The following is a 12,398-nucleotide window of genomic DNA, read 5'->3' on the forward strand; positions in this document are numbered from 1 at the left end:
GTCAGATTGCCTCCGGCTTCAGCAGGCGCTGGCCATCGCCGATCAGGGCGATTGCGAGCACCGCCAGCACGACGCTGCCGATGAATGTCGCCTCGATGGAAATGCCGTCCAGCAGCAGCCCGCCGACGAGCGCGCCGAGCAGGATCGAGGCCTGGATCGCCGCGACCATCAGGCTGCCTGCGGCCTCGGGCGCATCGTCGGCGTTCTGCGACATCCACGTCATCCAGATCACCGAGAACATGGTGTTCATCGCACCCCAGATCATCATGAAGAAGCCAATGGCGGCGACCGAGAAACCGAAAAGAAGCAGCCCGACGGTGGCTCCGCCCATGACGAGCGCCGGCAGCTTCAGGAAGGGAGCGACGTTACCTTTGAGGAAACGGCCAGCAGCCCATGTGCCGATGAACCCCGCGCAGCCGAGAAGCAGCAGCAGGACCGACAGCGTCGTCACATCCACGCCTGTCACCTGCTCCAGAAACGGCCGCAGATAGGTGAACATGGTGAAGGCCGAACCCCAGGACAGCATGCAGGCGATCAGACCCCGCATGAAGTACGGACGCCTCAGCAGGCCGAGCATCGCCCGGAAATCCTGCTTCCGGTGCGCGGGCAGCGACGGCAGCGCGACCGCATGCCAGACGAGGTTGACGGCGACGATCGGCGTTAGCGCCCAGAACACCTCACGCCAGCCGAACAGGCCTCCGAGATAGCTGCCGACGGGAGTCGCAAAGGCGGCGGCAATCGCCTGCCCGCCATACATCAGGGCGAGCGCGCGGGGCACGTCTTCGGCCGGAACCAGCCGCATGATGACGGCGGTCGCCAGTGCCCAGAAACCGCCGATGCAGATGCCAAGCAACGCGCGACCGGCCATCAGCACGAGGAAGTTCGGCGCGGCGGCGACCAGGGCCAGCGAAAGCAGCATGAAGGCCGTCATCGCGATCAGCACCCATTTCCGGTTCAGCCGTCCGGCAGCGGTGGTGACGAGCATGCTGGCCGCAACGGCGAACAGCCCGCTGATCGAGATCGCCTGCCCCGTCTGCCCCTCGGTCGCGTTCAGCCCCTCGGCCATCGGCGTCAACAGGCTGACTGGCATGAATTCCGAGGCGATCAGCATCGCCACGCAAAGCGCCATCGAAAGGACGGCGCCCCAGGCGGCAGGCTTGCTGCCGGCATTTTCCACGGCGGAAACCATTGTCCGCATTCTCCTGTCCATCGGGTTCGATGCGGATATAGCTCGTCGACACTGAGGCGATTAGCCGTCGCAATTTGATTGGATCAATCGATGTCATCGATTAATCTCCGCTCATCGAACATCGCGAGGGAACATGGAGAAGACGGACTTCAACCAACTCACCTGGTTCCGGATCGTCGCCGAGGAGAAGAGCTTCACCAAGGCGGCGGCGAGGATCGGCGTGGCGCAGTCCACCCTCAGCTACGCCATCCGGCAGCTTGAGACGAACATGGGCATTCGCCTTCTGACGCGCACGACGCGCAACGTCGCCACGACGCCGGCGGGCGAGCGGCTTCTGCAGACGATCACGCCGCGCATGGCGGAGATCGAGGATGAGATTGCTGCACTATCGACGTTCCGCGACACGCCGACGGGCACGATCCGGCTGACGCTCTCCGACCACGCGCTCGAAAGCGTCGTCTGGCCGAAGCTGAAGCCGGTGCTCAAGGCCTATCCCGATATCAACGTCGAACTGATCCTCGACAGCACCTTCCGCAATATCGTCGAGGACGGTTTCGACGCGGGCGTGCGGCTCGGCGAAAGCGTCGAGAAGGATATGATCGCGATGCGCATCGGGCCGGACTGGCGGCTGGTCGCGGTCGCTTCGCCCGGCTATCTCGACGAACATGGCTTGCCGGACCATCCGCAGGACCTGGTCGGGCATGCCTGCATCAACATGCGCCACGAGACTGCCGGCGGCCTTTACGCATGGGAATTCGAGAAAGACGGACAGGAACTGCGCGTACGCGTCAGCGGCCAGCTCACCTTCAACAACTCCTATGCCATGATCGACGCTGCGGTGAGTGGCTACGGCATCGCCTATGTGCCGGAGAATATTGTCGAGCCGCATATCGCTTCAGGGGCGCTGGTGCAGGTGCTGGACGACTGGTCGCCGTTTTTCGACGGCTATTTCCTCTACTATCCCAGCCGCCGCCAGAACCTTCCGGCGTTCAAGGTCATTGTCGACGCGTTGCGGCATCGCAATTAGCCGAACGACTACGGATATGCCTGCGATATAGGTCGAGCCGCCAGCCGGATCGTTGCTACAAGGGCCACCCTTCCTCACTCGATCCAAGGCAAACTCGCCAGCAGGGCGGCAATACGGGTCTACTCGTCCCTTGCCTTATCGCACCTCGCAGGGAGAATCTTACTATTTCAATCGTGGGGATCAGATTTCTGAGGGGGGTGCTGAGATCGCCCCGACCCGCCGGTCGCGCAGATTTTTGTGCGCGGGATGCCGCGCACACCTTCAGCCATCGTAGCCAGCGGCCGCAGACGATCCTTATCGTGTTGGGGCGGTTCCAAAATCCATTGATGCGGTTTTCAGACACGCTGATGAGACCCATCTTTGCAGCATCGCGAATCGCATAACGCGCTGTCGTGCATCCGACACCCGCACGCGCAGCGATTTCGGGCAATGACATCGTCGATTGGCCTCGCTCCATGACCGCCCGCGCGATGACGGAGAGCACCGCCAGCTTGCTGACGGTGAAGGCCTGAGCCAGGCACGTTGGAATGATGCAGTCCTTGGCGAGCCCCCGCCGGCGAAGCCAGCAAGCAGCGCGCTTCTGCAAAGGAATCGCCGGACGGCAATGACGGGTGCATCCCTTCGCCCGAACCGTTCGCATCATTGCGCTGATCGACAGCCGCCGGTGCTCGATCACAGGAGCAAGATATTCCATCTCCTCGTCGGCGATCAGTCCTTCGCCGTTTAGTATCCAGGCAGCTTTCGCGCATTCATCGACTTGTTGCTGCGTACCGGCTGCAAGCAGGCGCGCCAATAGGCTCGGCCCATAGGCCGTTCGGATCGTGGCAGGCATGATCTCTCCATATTCAATGATGACAACGGAGGGACCGGCGCGCAGGACACACGTATCCGTGGCAAGAATTAGCTTGCAGCGGCGGCGTCAATGTGCGAAAAAATCAGTGGCTATAAGACTTTTGCGCACATCTTCGTGTGTCACTCGACCCGTCTCTCCGAGGCGGGTTTTATTTTGTCTACGGCATGGCACCTCCACCGCTCGATTGCTTATGAAGCGAGTCACGACAGTAATTATATTTTACTTGTAGACCAACCAAAAAGCCGAGCCGCCGCGAAAACGCCGCTTTTTGCTCGTGTAGAGGTTGCGCGACAAAACTGGAGGCTGGCGGTACCGTATCCGCCCGCTCCGCCATCAGCTTATCGACGATCCTCCGCCATACTTCGCGATCAGAGCCAGCGGTTCCCGCCCCTCGGACGCCGTGCGACGGGACAAGGAAAGGATGACCGCAAATGGCCATTGAGAGTGCTGCCGACCTTGTGCAATTCCTCGCGGAGGAGCTTCGACAGCGCGGGACGAAGCTCCATGAATTTTCGGAGATGACGGGTATTTCGGAAGAGCGGCTGGAATACCTTCAGGCCGGCGCCTGGCATCGCCTGACGGTCAAGGAGATCGGCGCGATCGCCGAGTGCCTGCATGTCGATTTCACCGCGATCTGGTCACTTGTTCAGAAGCACGGAAACGGGATGGGCGAACGTCCCCGACCATAAGCCGCTGGCCTTATCCCTGGCGGATGATTCGGCGACTGCATAGGCCGCGGACACCGGGGCACCGGACGGAAACACTGCGGCGAAGGCTGCGCCGGAAGAGATCAGCGCGGTCCCGACATCGACGGTGGTGTTGTCGAGCTGGGCGGCACAGACGACGAAGGTCGCATCGTCCTTCGCCCGGCCGACCGGCTGGCACCCGACCATACCCGTCGAAAACAGTGCCGCAAGAGACGCAATCGACTGCATGCCGCAATCGCTTTCCGCGCCGTCAGGGGCACGATAGATCGTGCCTCGAATGCACGCTTGCACGGCGAACAGCCTGAATTTCCGGCCTTCGTACTGCCAGCTATCGCCCGTTTCAAAACTCACGGCCGCAGGAAACGAGATCGTCTCCTCTTGCGCACGCGCCGTCGTCGCCAGCACTAAGGCCACGGCAATGGAAAGCTCAATCCGCATTCTGGAACCCCATCGATCGAGAAAGCGATTGCGATGCTTCGAGGTCCGGCCGACGGGATCGGCCCTCAGCTGTCCGCCCGATTGCGGCAAGGCCGAGGAAGACCATGCTGTCGTCATCGTTGACGGTCTTGAACGGTTCGCCCTTGCCGCCGACGAGGACGAAACATGAGGCCGGAGTGGTCTCGCCAGCGGCCGGCGTCAGCACCAGGGTCTTGCAGAGGATGACGCTGGCGCGCCTGTGATAGACCGCCCCGGCGTAGTCGCGCGCCGCGTCGGTGCAGCTCCAGGACTGCACCCGGTTATAGACGACCTTCTCCGTCGGGCAGGCGTTCAGGCCGCGCAGGGTAAACCGCCGGCCGGCGATCATCCGCTCGACCGGGCCGCCGATTTCGACCTCCCCATCGAGCTTTTCCACAGACCGCGCCGCAAGTCTTCCTTCGGCGTCGAAGCGCTCCAGTACGAACGTCTTCGCCCCCTCATCCCGGAACTGACGAAGGTAGTTTGGCGACGGCTCACCATAGGGATCTTCACCCTCCGCAACGGCGAATCCAGCGCCTCCGACGAGGAGCCAAGCGGCCATCTCGAGAACCTTGAGTTGTTTGTGCATTGCAGAAAAAGCCATTTCTGAATTGACAGAGGAATCCTTCGCGAATTAACTATAGTTTATTCGCAAACGCGGCAACCCGGACATTCGAATTGAAAACCACCCTGCTTTTCCTCCTCGTCTCGACCTCGCCGATCGCGGCGCAAGCCTGCGATCCGGTCGATACGAACCGCGTTCTGGAGATGGTGCGGACCATCGCCACCGAAGAAGACCTGGATCCCGATCTGGCGCTCGCTGTGGTTGACGTCGAGAGCGCGGGCGGCCAGCACCAGGTCTCCGAGGCGGGTGCCGTCGGCATCATGCAGCTGATGCCGGAGACCGCCTCCGACTATGGCGTCACGGACCGTTGCGACCCCGAAGAAAACATCCGCGCCGGTGTCCGCTACCTCAAAAAGCTCTACGGGGAATTCGACGATCCGCTGCTGATGCTCGCCGCCTACAACGCCGGCCCTGAGCGCGTCTACAGACAAGGCGGCATTCCCGAATTCAACGAGACCGCCCAGTACATCGTCAAGGTGATGAACCGCTGGACGCTGAACGCCAAGGCGTCAGTGGCGCAGGAAAAGCGCGCCGGAAACCGCCTCCCCCGAAAAGAGACCGTTGCGCTGGCGCCCTCGCCCTGGCGCGACCAGCACGTCTGGACCGCCGAATAGCGCCGGCCCCCCGATCATCCTCCCAAGACATGAAGGACTTCGCATGAGCATTTCCCCGATTACGCCGCGCCGGCGCGGCAAGGCCGTCCTGTCGCTGGCGCTGCTCGCGACCACGATCGCGCTGGTCCCCGAACTCGCCTATGCGCAGTCGGCAGCGCCCGTCGAAGGCATCCTCGAATGGTTCGTCGGTGTCCTCCAGGGCAGTGTCGCCCGCTCGCTCGCCATCATAGCCGTCTGCTTCCTCGGCTTCCTGTTCCTAACCGGCCGCATGGCCTGGCAGGGCGCGATCTCCATCGTCATCGGCATCGCCATCATCTTCGGCGCCGCCGAACTGGTCGACGCCATGAAGGCGGCAGGGGGTGTCTGACATGCGTGATGATGCACCCGATGTCGAACCGCTCATCCAGCCGCTGACCCGGCCGCCGACATATTTCGGGGTCGACATCATCGTGTTCGTGGTGAACGGCATCTTCGGGATCGTCATCTTCATCGCATCGTCGAGCTTTCTCGCGCCACTGGTCGTCCTGCCGGTTCATTTCATCGGGCTCTACCTCTGCCAGCGCGACATCCACATCGTCCGCGTGGCGCAGGTCTTTCTGTCGATGCGCCGGGCGATCCGTAACCGGCGCTTCTGGAAAGCGGGGAGCTATGCCCCATGAACATCGTCAATCACGATCTGAAGTTCGGGCGGGAGCGTGCCCGCGATCTGGGGATCGGCACGCATGTTCCCTACCTTCGCCATGTCGACGAGGAGACGATCGTCACCAAGTCCGGGTTGCTGCTGCAGGTGATCCGGCTGTCAGGCCTGCCCTACCAGACCATGGACCAGGCGGAGATCAATGCGCGTCTTGCCAATCGCAACATGACGGTCCGTTCGCTCGGCTCGTCGCGTTTCGCGCTCTATGCCACCATTATCCGGCGCAAGATCGCACCTGCCATCGATGGCGATTTCGACAATCCCTTCGCGGACGAGCTGAACGCCCGCTACATGGACGGCCTCCAGCACCGGACGATGTTCGTCAACGAGCTTTATCTGACGGTGATCCGGCGCCCCATGACCGGGCGCGCCGGCAAGGTCGATCGCATGTTCGACATCTTCCGCATGGCCGACAACGAGGTCGAAGCCAGGGGCGAGGCGCTGCGCGACCTCAAGGACATGGTCTCTGGCATCGTCGGCGATTTCCGCACCTACCGCCCGGAGATCCTCTCCTGCGTGACGCGCGATGGCGGCCTCTTTTCCGAACCGGCCGAATTCTTCGCGAAGATCCTCGCCGCCGGCGATGAGCGCAGCATGCCCCTGCCCCGCATGTCGCTTGCCGACTATATCGGAACTGGGCGGATCATGTTCGGCCGCAAGGCGACGGAGATTTGGTCGGCCGATGGCGCGACGTCGAAGGTCGCCGCCATGGTGTCGATCAAGGAATATCCGCCGATGACGACACCCGGCCAGCTCGACGGCCTGCTGCGTCTTCCCTACGAGTTCATTCTCACCCATTCCTTCGCGCCGGAAGACCGCACCACGGTCACGGAGGCGATCGCCACGATCAGCCGGCAGATTTCCAACTCCGACGACGGCGGCACGGCCGTCGAAGACGATATCGAGACGGCCCGCGACCGACTGGCGTCAGGCGAAGTCGTGTTCGGCAAGCACCATATGACCGTCGCGGTGCTCGAGCGCGACCTGCCGCGGCTGAACCGGGCGGTGGCCGACGTCACCGCCGAATTGGCGCGCATGGGCGTCGTCGCCGTACGCGAAGACCTCAATCAGGAAGCGGCCTGGTGGGCGCAACTGCCGACGAATTTCGCCTATATCGCCCGGCAGGGCCTGATCTCGTCGGTGAATTTCGCCGGCCTGTTCTCGGCGCACAATTTCCCGTCCGGGCAGACGCATAAGGTCCATTGGGGAATGCCCGTCTCGCTGCTGGAGACCACCAGCCAGACGGCCTATTTCTTCAATTTCCATGAGGCGGATGTCGGCAACTTCACCGTCATCGGTCCGACCGGCTCGGGCAAGACCGTCGCCCTCTCCTTCCTGCTTGCCCAAGGCATGCGCATCCAGCCGCGCCCGCGCTGCGTCTTCATCGACAAGGACAGGGGTGGCGAGATTTTCGTGCGCGCGATGGGCGGACGCTACGAGCGGCTGTCGCCCGGTGAACCGACCGGCTTCGCACCGCTGCAGCTTGAGGACACGCCGGCCAACCGGAGCTTCGGCAAGACGCTGGTCTCGTACCTCGTCACGCCCTCGGACCGGGTTCTGAATGCCGAGGAAATGGCTGTGATCTCCGATGCGGTCGACAGCATCTATACCGATTTCGAGCGGCCACAGCGCCGGCTCGACATGCTTGCCGAGGCGATGCGCGGGCGGATGCGGTCGGGGATCGGCGACCTGGCCGACCGGCTGAAGGAATGGACCACGGGCGACAAGGGCTGGCTGTTCAATAACCCCACGGACAAGCTCGACTTCGACGGCTCGGTTATCGGCTTCGACATGACGGAGATCCTCTCCGACAAGCGAACGCGCTCGGCCGCCCTCCTTTATATGTTTCATCGCATTGGCGAAATCCTAGACGGCCGTCCTTCGATGATCTTTCTCGATGAGGGTTGGCGGCTGCTCGATGACGAGGTTTTTTCCGGTTTCATCAAGGACTGGCTCAAAACTATCCGCAAAATGAACGGCATCGTCGGCTTCGGCACGCAATCGGCGGCCGACGTCGTGCGCTCCGATCTGCGCAACACGATCATCGAGCAGACGATGACCAACATCTTCTTCCCGAACGCGTCCGCCGACGAGGAAAGCTACCGCAAGGCGTTCGGCCTCTCGGAAAAGGAATTCCGCTTCGTGAAGCAAGCGGACAAGGCCAGCCGCACCTTTCTCATCAAACACGCGCAGGATTCGATCATCGCCCGGCTCGACCTCTCGGCGATGCCCGATCTGGTCAAGGTGCTTTCCGGACGGCCGGAGACCGTGCGCGAATGCCAGGCGTTGCGCGAGACGTATGGCGAGGCGCCGGCGGCGTGGCTTCCCCATTTCTGCGGCTGGACCATTCCGGAGGCGACCGATGCGTAGAGCGATCATTCTTTTGCTGTCCGCCACAATCGCCGGAGCCCTGGCGCCCTCGGTCCGGGCTGATATTCCGGTCTACGACGACGATGTGGAGGACAAGCGTGCCGAGGACGAGGAGCACTCGAAGAAGGACACGGAAACGCAAGCCGAGCAGCTCGAGGGGCAGGAGATCACCAACTGCAACATCTCCCAGAAGGAGAAGAAACGGCGGCTTTACCGCTCGCCGGCGCAAGCCGTGAAAGAGGACGCAAAGAACGTCGAACTGATCAAGCACTATGCGGAAAAGCACAATGTCCCCGTCGGCCTCGCATTGTCGGTCGCCCATGCCGAGTCCGGGATTTCGACGTGCTCTGGCTCGCCCACCGGCGTCAAGGGCGTCATGCAGCTGACGAAGCGGACCGGCAAGGGCATGGGCTTCGACCGCGACATCAACGAGGAGAATATCGAGGGCGGCGTCAAATACCTCGGCATGGGCGTCAACAAATGCGGCAGCACCAACTATGCCTGCCTCGCCTCCTGGTACAACGGATCGACCGCGGCCGAGCAGAAGAACTGGGCCGGCAAAGTTGGCCGGAACCATACCTGGTTCAACGCCTATGCCGGCGGCTCGAACATCGAGGACATCGCCTCGCCTTCATATAAATCCTATGTCGACTATGGCTCGGGCGCGACGCGCAGCTCGAGCAGCGCTGCGGCCGACGCGATCGACCGGGCCGTTTCCGGCATCGACGCAAGTTCCGCGCGCGTCCAGGAGGCGGGCCGGCGCATCGATGCGCTGTCGGCGTCGGTCGGCGCCTCCGAGATCTATCAGGATGCCTGGGACGACAACACGCAGGCTCGTGCCGTCAATGCCGAGCTTCTGAACAACCTCATCACCGCGCGCAACCTCTTCAACGAGCTCCTGCAGGCGCGCATGCAGATGCGGCTTTCGAAAACATCCGAGACCGCCAAGACGCTGAAGTCCGACAGCAAGGTCAATCCCTATAGCTGCGATCCGGTCATCCTTGAGGCGATGAAGGTGCCGCGCGAGGATTGGCCGCGCTGCGCGGTGGTCGCGGCCGCCGACGCCGACAGCGAAATCCTCTCGTCGGGAGGCTCGGATCGCTCGGTCAGTGACAATCTCTCATCCATCCAGAACGCCGCCAACGCGGCCGATTAAGGGGGTTCTCCATGAACAAGCTTCTCGTCGTCACCGCCGCCCTCACCTTCGCGACGCCGGCGCTCGCGGACATTCCGGTGATCGACAACACCAATCTCGCCATCGCCAAGAAGAACGCCGAAAACACCGGTGAGATCATGAAGACCAACACCAACATCCTGGAAAAGACCAAGGAAATCCTCGGCGCGCTCTCCGGCAGCCGCGACGGATCGATGGGCATTTCCTCGACCGGTCTCGGCGGCAACATGTCGGTCTCGGCCGCGCCGTCCTTCTCGTCAATCATGAACGGCGGCACACTGTCCTTCGGCGGTCTTGGCTCCGACGCCCAGAATATCGCCGCCACGCTGATCAACGGCCTACAGCTGGTGAAACAGGTCAAGGCCATCGTCGAAGGCGAGGATGCCGGCGCGATGAACAATGCTTTCTCGGGCGCGGTCAACACGGTGGCGCTGCTCTCGGCGTTGACCCAGCAGGCGACGAAAGGCGTGACGCAGCGCGAGCAATCGCTGCAGTCGGCCACCGGTCAGATCGGCTCGGCCGAAGACGTCAAGGGCTCGGTCGACGCCAACACCCGCATGCAGCTGGAGACGGCGCGCACGATCAACGAGCTGATCGGCGTCTCGAATGGAGCGGTCTCGGCGCTCAACACCGAGATGCAGATGCGGCTGACCCAGCAATCGGAGACCGCCAAGATGCTGCAATACAAAGACATCAACCCCTTCAAGTGAGGCCGCATGCGTTTCCTCGTTGTCACGATGCTGGCAGGTCTCGTCCTGCTCGCCGGTTGTCAGACGAAGGGGGAGAAGAAGGCCCCCTGCCCGCCGATCTCCGGATATGCGGAAGCCGATGACCTGTGCGGCCGGGCAATGCCGGTCAATGACGTGTTCGCGCCCGTGCTGAAGGAATAGGCCGATGGCAGCGACCACGATCATCTCGGACATTTTTGCCAAGCTCGACGGCATCGGCGAGACGTTCATCAAGAACGCCTATGACGGCCTCGCGCTCCAGGTGAATGTCCTGTTCGGGTCGATGCTCACCCTCTATGTCATCTGGTGGGGATACATGATCCTTGCCGGCCGCGATGGCTTCTCCGTACCCGAGGCGGCCTGGCGGCTCGGGCGCGCCTTCGCCATCTATTATATGGCGACCAACTGGGGGGCGTTCTCCGCCACGCTCTACCAGCTGGTCCAGTCCGTGCCCAACCTGATTTCCGATACCATCATCGAGTCGATCGCGGGTTCCGGTGGTACACTCGATGGCGGCACAGGCGACACGACCGGCGTCGTCAGAATCCTCGACGCCGTGTTCGAGACCGCAGGCAAGATCTATGAGCAGGTGGCGACCGGCACCTTCGAATATGTCGGCGCGCTGATCGGTGCGATCGTCTTTGTCGTCGCCATGATCTTCATCGCCGTCGCAGCGGCCGCGATCCTCGCCGCCAAGCTGATGCTGTTCATCACTCTTGCACTGGCGCCGGTGTTCATCATCCTGGCGCTCTATCGCTGGACCTTCCGCTTCACCGACGGCTGGCTGCTGCTGATGGTCAACCTGATGGTGACGCAGACCCTGATGATGGCGTTCCTCGCCTTCCTCTACCAGCTGATTGAGCTCGCCATCAACACGGCCAACAACACGGCGACGGAAAGCAAGCTCTCCTATGTCGCGCCCTTCGTAATCGTCTGCCTGCTCGGGATTGTGGTGTTCCGGTTTATTCCGGCCTTTGCTGCCGCGATTACCGGGGGCACAGCGCCAGGCCAAGGCGATGTCCCCTTCCAGGGGGGAAGGGAATCGTTGCGGCGCACCGGATACCAATTCACCAACCGAGCGCAGATTCTCCGAACTGGCCTCGGGCGTCGCCGAACATCCGCCGACGTTCAGGCAGCACGGGCGCGTGCGATACAGCGGGAAACCGAAAGGAACGGGCAATTTTAGGCTAGCCAGACAGGTCGCTGCTCGTTAAATATAGTTTATATGAAGGAGGCTTGAATGCACCCTTGGAATGATCCCCGTCGCTACCAGGCGGCCTTACATCAGCAGGCTCAGATCAACGAAGAAGCTGCGGAACACGCTCGCGCTGAATCCAAAAAGGGCGGCGGCTTCGGCTATCTGCTGTTCATCCTTGCGGTTATCTTCTTCAAGCCGTTCGCGGAATATTGCATCGATCTCTACAACACGCTCGCCGGCTATGCTCAAAGCCTCGGCGCATTGTTCGGTTTCTGAACAAGGAGGCTTGAGAATGAAGAAAATCGTATCGACGATGCTCGCGCTCGGCCTGCTGCTCCCCGGCGCGGCGCAGGCACAATCGCCAAGCTCGATCCTGCCAGTGCTGACCGGGGCCTATGCACCCGCTGAAGGCGGCTGCGAAGCCGCGGCCGCCGCGTTTATCTATGTCGAGGACAAGGCGATCGGCGCCAACAAGACCGCCGGCAAGGTGCTGTCCGTCAAACAGGACGGCAGCACCTATACGCTCGATGTCTTGTGGATCGAGGCCGGCGCCGACGAAGCGGATGGCGACCGCGATACCGTCACGATCGAGGTGAAGGACGATCGCTCCTTCTTCTTCTCCAATACGGCGTCCAAGAAAACGCTGATGCGCTTGTGCAGCTAGGACCTAGAGCCGCTGCACCGAGGAGCTGAGCGCTCCCTAATCCCAGGCTTTGCGGATTGATCCTGACGCTGGTCCACCCGGCAGAGGAGATCGCTC

The 12,398-nt window shown here is 62.2% G+C and carries 16 protein-coding genes; 12 read left to right on the forward strand and 4 right to left on the reverse strand.

Features of this window, described 5'->3' with window-relative positions; all coding sequences use genetic code 11:
- Nucleotide 1: 1 nt before the first annotated feature.
- A complete protein-coding gene (locus tag FFS37_RS31070) occupies nucleotides 2-1,189 on the reverse strand; it encodes an MFS transporter (RefSeq protein WP_137934765.1) in 1,188 nt (395 codons plus the stop codon).
- Nucleotides 1,190-1,322: 133 nt separating this feature from the next.
- On the opposite strand from FFS37_RS31070, the gene FFS37_RS31075 reads away from it, so the two are divergent.
- The gene (locus FFS37_RS31075; protein ID WP_137934766.1) at nucleotides 1,323-2,216 is read left to right on the forward strand and encodes a LysR family transcriptional regulator; all 894 of its coding nucleotides are present in this window, start codon (nucleotides 1,323-1,325) and stop codon (nucleotides 2,214-2,216) included.
- Between the two features lie 55 nt (nucleotides 2,217-2,271).
- Here the strand turns inward: FFS37_RS31075 and FFS37_RS31080 are convergent, their stop codons facing one another.
- Nucleotides 2,272-3,048 (reverse strand): hypothetical protein, encoded by a 777-nt coding sequence (locus FFS37_RS31080; RefSeq protein ID WP_137934767.1) that lies wholly within the window; start codon nucleotides 3,046-3,048, stop codon nucleotides 2,272-2,274.
- Between the two features lie 452 nt (nucleotides 3,049-3,500).
- On the opposite strand from FFS37_RS31080, the gene FFS37_RS31085 reads away from it, so the two are divergent.
- Nucleotides 3,501-3,758 carry a helix-turn-helix domain-containing protein gene (locus FFS37_RS31085; protein WP_137934768.1) on the forward strand — a complete coding sequence of 86 codons (258 nt, stop codon included), beginning with the start codon at nucleotides 3,501-3,503 and terminating at the stop codon, nucleotides 3,756-3,758.
- Here FFS37_RS31085 and FFS37_RS31090 read toward each other — a convergent pair.
- The gene (locus FFS37_RS31090) at nucleotides 3,708-4,214 is read right to left on the reverse strand and encodes a thermonuclease family protein (RefSeq protein ID WP_137934769.1); all 507 of its coding nucleotides are present in this window, start codon (nucleotides 4,212-4,214) and stop codon (nucleotides 3,708-3,710) included. The two genes, FFS37_RS31085 and FFS37_RS31090, sit on opposite strands and share 51 nt — an antisense overlap.
- Nucleotides 4,204-4,821, reverse strand: coding sequence for a hypothetical protein (locus FFS37_RS31095; protein ID WP_137934770.1), 618 nt, complete (start codon nucleotides 4,819-4,821; stop codon nucleotides 4,204-4,206). The genes FFS37_RS31090 and FFS37_RS31095 overlap by 11 nt, the downstream gene beginning before the upstream one ends.
- An 89-nt stretch (nucleotides 4,822-4,910) precedes the next feature.
- On the opposite strand from FFS37_RS31095, the gene FFS37_RS31100 reads away from it, so the two are divergent.
- The 10 genes from FFS37_RS31100 to FFS37_RS31140 are packed head-to-tail and all read left to right on the forward strand — an operon-like array spanning nucleotide 4,911 to nucleotide 12,302.
- A complete protein-coding gene (locus tag FFS37_RS31100) occupies nucleotides 4,911-5,471 on the forward strand; it encodes a lytic transglycosylase domain-containing protein (RefSeq protein ID WP_137934771.1) in 561 nt (186 codons plus the stop codon).
- A gap of 43 nt (nucleotides 5,472-5,514) precedes the next feature.
- Entirely contained in the window at nucleotides 5,515-5,838 is a 324-nt protein-coding gene (locus FFS37_RS31105) for a TrbC/VirB2 family protein (protein ID WP_137934772.1), read from the forward strand.
- Between the two features lies 1 nt (nucleotide 5,839).
- Entirely contained in the window at nucleotides 5,840-6,130 is a 291-nt protein-coding gene (locus FFS37_RS31110) for a type IV secretion system protein VirB3 (protein WP_137934773.1), read from the forward strand.
- Complete coding sequence (locus tag FFS37_RS31115) at nucleotides 6,127-8,538, forward strand: VirB4 family type IV secretion/conjugal transfer ATPase (RefSeq protein WP_137934774.1); 2,412 nt, start codon at nucleotides 6,127-6,129, stop codon at nucleotides 8,536-8,538. Before FFS37_RS31110 ends, FFS37_RS31115 begins: the two co-directional genes overlap by 4 nt.
- Nucleotides 8,531-9,694, forward strand: coding sequence for a transglycosylase SLT domain-containing protein (locus FFS37_RS31120; RefSeq protein WP_171026492.1), 1,164 nt, complete (start codon nucleotides 8,531-8,533; stop codon nucleotides 9,692-9,694). The genes FFS37_RS31115 and FFS37_RS31120 overlap by 8 nt, the downstream gene beginning before the upstream one ends.
- A gap of 11 nt (nucleotides 9,695-9,705) precedes the next feature.
- Nucleotides 9,706-10,422, forward strand: a complete 717-nt coding sequence (locus FFS37_RS31125) for a type IV secretion system protein (RefSeq protein WP_137934776.1) — start codon at nucleotides 9,706-9,708, stop codon at nucleotides 10,420-10,422.
- Between the two features lie 6 nt (nucleotides 10,423-10,428).
- A complete protein-coding gene (locus FFS37_RS35885; RefSeq protein WP_163602861.1) occupies nucleotides 10,429-10,602 on the forward strand; it encodes a hypothetical protein in 174 nt (57 codons plus the stop codon).
- Between the two features lie 4 nt (nucleotides 10,603-10,606).
- Nucleotides 10,607-11,626 (forward strand): type IV secretion system protein, encoded by a 1,020-nt coding sequence (locus tag FFS37_RS31130; RefSeq protein ID WP_137934777.1) that lies wholly within the window; start codon nucleotides 10,607-10,609, stop codon nucleotides 11,624-11,626.
- Between the two features lie 54 nt (nucleotides 11,627-11,680).
- The gene (locus FFS37_RS31135; RefSeq protein WP_137934778.1) at nucleotides 11,681-11,914 is read left to right on the forward strand and encodes a hypothetical protein; all 234 of its coding nucleotides are present in this window, start codon (nucleotides 11,681-11,683) and stop codon (nucleotides 11,912-11,914) included.
- Nucleotides 11,915-11,930: 16 nt separating this feature from the next.
- Nucleotides 11,931-12,302, forward strand: coding sequence for a hypothetical protein (locus FFS37_RS31140; RefSeq protein WP_137934779.1), 372 nt, complete (start codon nucleotides 11,931-11,933; stop codon nucleotides 12,300-12,302).
- Nucleotides 12,303-12,398 lie beyond the last annotated feature (96 nt).

It is taken from the genome of Mesorhizobium comanense, assembly GCF_005503535.1.
Lineage (GTDB): Bacteria > Pseudomonadota > Alphaproteobacteria > Rhizobiales > Rhizobiaceae > Mesorhizobium > Mesorhizobium comanense.

What these genes read in the sequence shown, in the direction of transcription:
- FFS37_RS31070 (WP_137934765.1), bottom strand. Translation starts at nt 1,189, where the DNA reads ATGGTTTCCGCCGTGGAAAATGCCGGCAGCAAGCCTGCCGCCTGGGGC.
- FFS37_RS31075 (WP_137934766.1), top strand. Translation starts at nt 1,323, where the DNA reads ATGGAGAAGACGGACTTCAACCAACTCACCTGGTTCCGGATCGTCGCC.
- FFS37_RS31080 (WP_137934767.1), bottom strand. Translation starts at nt 3,048, where the DNA reads ATGCCTGCCACGATCCGAACGGCCTATGGGCCGAGCCTATTGGCGCGC.
- FFS37_RS31085 (WP_137934768.1), top strand. Translation starts at nt 3,501, where the DNA reads ATGGCCATTGAGAGTGCTGCCGACCTTGTGCAATTCCTCGCGGAGGAG.
- FFS37_RS31090 (WP_137934769.1), bottom strand. Translation starts at nt 4,214, where the DNA reads ATGCGGATTGAGCTTTCCATTGCCGTGGCCTTAGTGCTGGCGACGACG.
- FFS37_RS31095 (WP_137934770.1), bottom strand. Translation starts at nt 4,821, where the DNA reads ATGCACAAACAACTCAAGGTTCTCGAGATGGCCGCTTGGCTCCTCGTC.
- FFS37_RS31105 (WP_137934772.1), top strand. Translation starts at nt 5,515, where the DNA reads ATGAGCATTTCCCCGATTACGCCGCGCCGGCGCGGCAAGGCCGTCCTG.
- FFS37_RS31110 (WP_137934773.1), top strand. Translation starts at nt 5,840, where the DNA reads ATGCGTGATGATGCACCCGATGTCGAACCGCTCATCCAGCCGCTGACC.
- FFS37_RS31115 (WP_137934774.1), top strand. Translation starts at nt 6,127, where the DNA reads ATGAACATCGTCAATCACGATCTGAAGTTCGGGCGGGAGCGTGCCCGC.
- FFS37_RS31120 (WP_171026492.1), top strand. Translation starts at nt 8,531, where the DNA reads ATGCGTAGAGCGATCATTCTTTTGCTGTCCGCCACAATCGCCGGAGCC.
- FFS37_RS31125 (WP_137934776.1), top strand. Translation starts at nt 9,706, where the DNA reads ATGAACAAGCTTCTCGTCGTCACCGCCGCCCTCACCTTCGCGACGCCG.
- FFS37_RS35885 (WP_163602861.1), top strand. Translation starts at nt 10,429, where the DNA reads ATGCGTTTCCTCGTTGTCACGATGCTGGCAGGTCTCGTCCTGCTCGCC.
- FFS37_RS31130 (WP_137934777.1), top strand. Translation starts at nt 10,607, where the DNA reads ATGGCAGCGACCACGATCATCTCGGACATTTTTGCCAAGCTCGACGGC.
- FFS37_RS31135 (WP_137934778.1), top strand. Translation starts at nt 11,681, where the DNA reads ATGCACCCTTGGAATGATCCCCGTCGCTACCAGGCGGCCTTACATCAG.
- FFS37_RS31140 (WP_137934779.1), top strand. Translation starts at nt 11,931, where the DNA reads ATGAAGAAAATCGTATCGACGATGCTCGCGCTCGGCCTGCTGCTCCCC.